We start from the raw sequence: 3006 nt of genomic DNA, 5'->3' as shown, positions 1-3006 counted from the left end.
AGGACCGTCCGGTCCTGGTGGTGGGCCGCGACGGCGATCGACTGCTCGGCCTCATGCTCTCCTCGCAGGACAGGCGGGACGACGACGAGGGGTGGCTCGGGCTCGGCACCGGGCCGTGGGACCCGGAGGACCGACCGAGCTGGGTCCGCCTGGACCGCGTGCTGGACGTGCCCGAACAGGGCATCCGGCGCGAGGGGGCCGTCTGCTCCCGCGCCACGTTCGAACGGGTCGCGGACCGGTTGCGCTCGGACTACGGCTGGCGCTGACGCCAGTGGTGGCGGGCAGCCGGACAGGGGCCCGACCGGGTGCGCGCACACTCGTCACGCGTTTTGGCCGGTGACGCCGCCGCTGGTAAAGTGGGTCGTCGGTGTCCACCGGATCGCGTTTCGCGTGTTCGAGCGGACTAGAGACATGACATCAGATCGGCCGGATCCCCCGCGGAGCCGTCGACACACGACCGAAGGTGTGACCAGTGGCAAACATCAAGTCCCAGAAGAAGCGGAACCTCACCAACGAGCGCAACCGTCTCCGCAACCAGTCGACCAAGTCGGCTCTGCGTTCCGCCATCCGCAGCCTGCGTCAGGCCACCGAGGCCGGCGACAAGGCCAAGGCCGGCGCTCTCCTCGTCGCGACCTCGCGTCAGCTCGACAAGGCCGCCACCAAGGGTGTCATCCACCAGAACCAGGCCGCCAACAAGAAGTCGTCGCTCGCCAAGGCCGTCAACGCGCTCTGAGGCGACCCGCTCCTCCCAGAGGGGAGCACAGCCCCGCGGCGCAACCTGCCGCGACGAGGCTCCGAGGGCCCACCCCCGCACCAGTCGAGTGCGCGTGGTGGGCCCTCGTCGCGTTCTAGGCGGCGCCCGCCAGTGAGCCGACCTCCCGCACCGCCCGCTCGAGAGCGTAAGACGTGTCCTCCGCCTGCCCCTTGACCTCACCGTTGAGGCGGGCCACCACCTGGAGGGCACTGCCGAGGGTGTCGATGGACCAGTACCGTGTCTGCGCGGTGACCTTCTTGACCTTCCACGGAGGCAGGCCCTGCCGCGCCAGTTCGGCGGGCGGGGTGCCCCGTTGCGTACCCACCATGGCGATCGAGTTCACGGCGTCCGCGAGGGCGTCGGCCAACACGACGTGCGGGACCCCCGTGTGCATGGCCCATTCGAGTGCCTCGATGGCGCCGGCCACATCACCGGTGACCGCGCGCTCGGCCACGGTGAAACCGCTGACGCCCACGACGCCGGAGTGATAGCGGCGCACCGCCTCGACGTCGACCTTCCCCCCGGTGTCGGCCACCAGCTGGCCGCACGCCGACGCCAGCTGCCGCAGGTCCGTGCCCACCGCCTCGACCAGGGCCTCACACGCCTCCGGGGCCACCCGGACGTCGAGGCCCCGGAACTCCGAGCGCACGAATCCCACCACGTCCATGTGGCGGGAGAGCTTGCCGGCCGCATGCTCCTGTGCACCGGCCTTACGCAGATCCGGCACGAGTGCCTTGGCCCGACCCCCGCCCGTGTGCTGGACCACCATGACAGTCTGGTCCGGCAGATCGACGGCGGCCCCCATCACCGCCGCCTGAGCGTCCTTGCCCAGTTCCGCAGCCCCCGTGATCACCACGATCCGGGCCTCACCGAACAGTGACGGTGAGAGCAGTTCGAACAGCTGGGGCGCCCCGACCTCCGGCCCTCCCAGGCGGGAGACCACGGGCGGATCCTCCCCCGCGGGTGCCGCTGCCCGCACGGCCGCCACGACACCGGCGGTCGCGCGCTCGGTGAGGAACTCGTCCTCTCCCAGGACGAGATGCAGCGGGCCGGGTGCAGAGCCGGGTGTCATGGGCGCTCCTCGTCGTCGTACTCACACGACATCGTGCCACGTCACCCCGACACTCCCGTGTCACCGGCCTCACGACCGCGGGTCGGTGTCCTCCTCGACCATCCGTTCCCGCGTCCCCCCGCGGACCGCGGTCCCCACGGCGACAGGTCGGTGGATGGCGCCGGCGGTGTCCGGCACGCCCGCGCCGTTACCGATCTCGGCTTTGGAGAGCTTCCCCGAGAACCGCTCGGTGAGTTCGCGGAACAGGCGGTGCGATGCATGGGCGGCGCGGCCCTTGGGGCCGACGGGTTGTTCCTGCTCCGGGTTCGTGCAGGCGGCGACGATCGCGTCCACGATCAGGTCGGGATCGTCCATCGCCGTCATCCGCGGCGCGTGGCCGGTGTAGTTGCCCACGTGGTCCCACCACGGGGTGTCGGCCGCCCAGGGCAGGATCGTGCCGACCATGATCGCATCCGAGAGGCCGGCCAGGCGTAGCTCCTCATTGAGGGACCGGCCGAGGCTCGTGATTCCCGCCTTCACCGCGGAGTAGGTGGACTGGTAGGCCAGCGGCACCTCGCCGGCAACTGAACCCACGTTGATCAGCACTCCCCGGCCTCGGGAGGTGAAGCGCTGCAGCGCCACGTGGGCGCCGTAGATCATGCCCTTGAGGTCCACATCGACGAGTCGGGCGTGGTCGGCGAGAGGCACCTCCCAGAACAGGCCCATCACACCGACCGCGGCGTTGTTGATCCACACGTCGATGGGTCCGAAACGCTCCTCGGCGGCCGCGGCCAGGTGCTCGACGGCCTCGGGATCACTCACGTCCGTCTGAACGGCCAGGGCCGTCCCCCCGGCCCCGCTAATCTCCGCCGCCACCTCGTCGAGCACGTCCCCACGGCGGGCCGCGAGCACGACATGTGCGCCACGCTCGCCGAGTGCCACCGCGGCGCCCCGGCCGAATCCGCTCGAGGCGCCTGTGACGACGATGGCCTTTCCCCTGAGGTCGTCGTTCCCGCTCATCCCGTCTCCTTCGTCATAGTTGGGGGCTGTACCGTGCGGGCCATGTTGCGCGTCACGGACGCGGGACGCATCCGGTGGCACGCGCACGCGGTCTCGCGGGCGGCACCGTATCCGTCGCCGGGATCACCCGGGCGGCAGGTCCGGCGACCCCGGCAGGGCCACAGCGATGTCCGCGACCGTC

4 protein-coding genes are annotated in these 3006 nt (G+C 71.0%); 2 read left to right on the top strand and 2 right to left on the bottom strand.

Annotated elements, in window-relative coordinates; genetic code table 11:
• Together G6027_RS12325 and rpsT are read left to right on the top strand one after the other, a co-directional pair.
• The coding region (locus tag G6027_RS12325) for a type II toxin-antitoxin system PemK/MazF family toxin (protein WP_182637435.1) at positions 1 to 266 on the top strand (266 nt) is incomplete at its 5' end.
• A gap of 206 nt (positions 267 to 472) precedes the next feature.
• Positions 473 to 733, top strand: coding sequence for a 30S ribosomal protein S20 (rpsT, locus tag G6027_RS12320; protein ID WP_182637434.1), 261 nt, complete (start codon positions 473 to 475; stop codon positions 731 to 733).
• 115 nt (positions 734 to 848) lie between these two features.
• Here the strand turns inward: rpsT and holA are convergent, their stop codons facing one another.
• Together holA and G6027_RS12310 are read right to left on the bottom strand one after the other, a co-directional pair.
• Positions 849 to 1826 carry a DNA polymerase III subunit delta gene (holA, locus tag G6027_RS12315; RefSeq protein ID WP_182637433.1) on the bottom strand — a complete coding sequence of 326 codons (978 nt, stop codon included), beginning with the start codon at positions 1824 to 1826 and terminating at the stop codon, positions 849 to 851.
• Positions 1827 to 1895: 69 nt separating this feature from the next.
• Positions 1896 to 2825 carry an SDR family NAD(P)-dependent oxidoreductase gene (locus G6027_RS12310; protein ID WP_182637432.1) on the bottom strand — a complete coding sequence of 310 codons (930 nt, stop codon included), beginning with the start codon at positions 2823 to 2825 and terminating at the stop codon, positions 1896 to 1898.
• Positions 2826 to 3006: the final 181 nt, after the last annotated feature.

Source organism: Dietzia sp. SLG310A2-38A2, assembly GCF_014145095.1.
Classification (GTDB): domain Bacteria; phylum Actinomycetota; class Actinomycetes; order Mycobacteriales; family Mycobacteriaceae; genus Dietzia.
The sequence above is the reverse complement of the archived record's forward strand: the minus strand, read 5'-3'. Positions and strand labels throughout refer to the sequence as shown.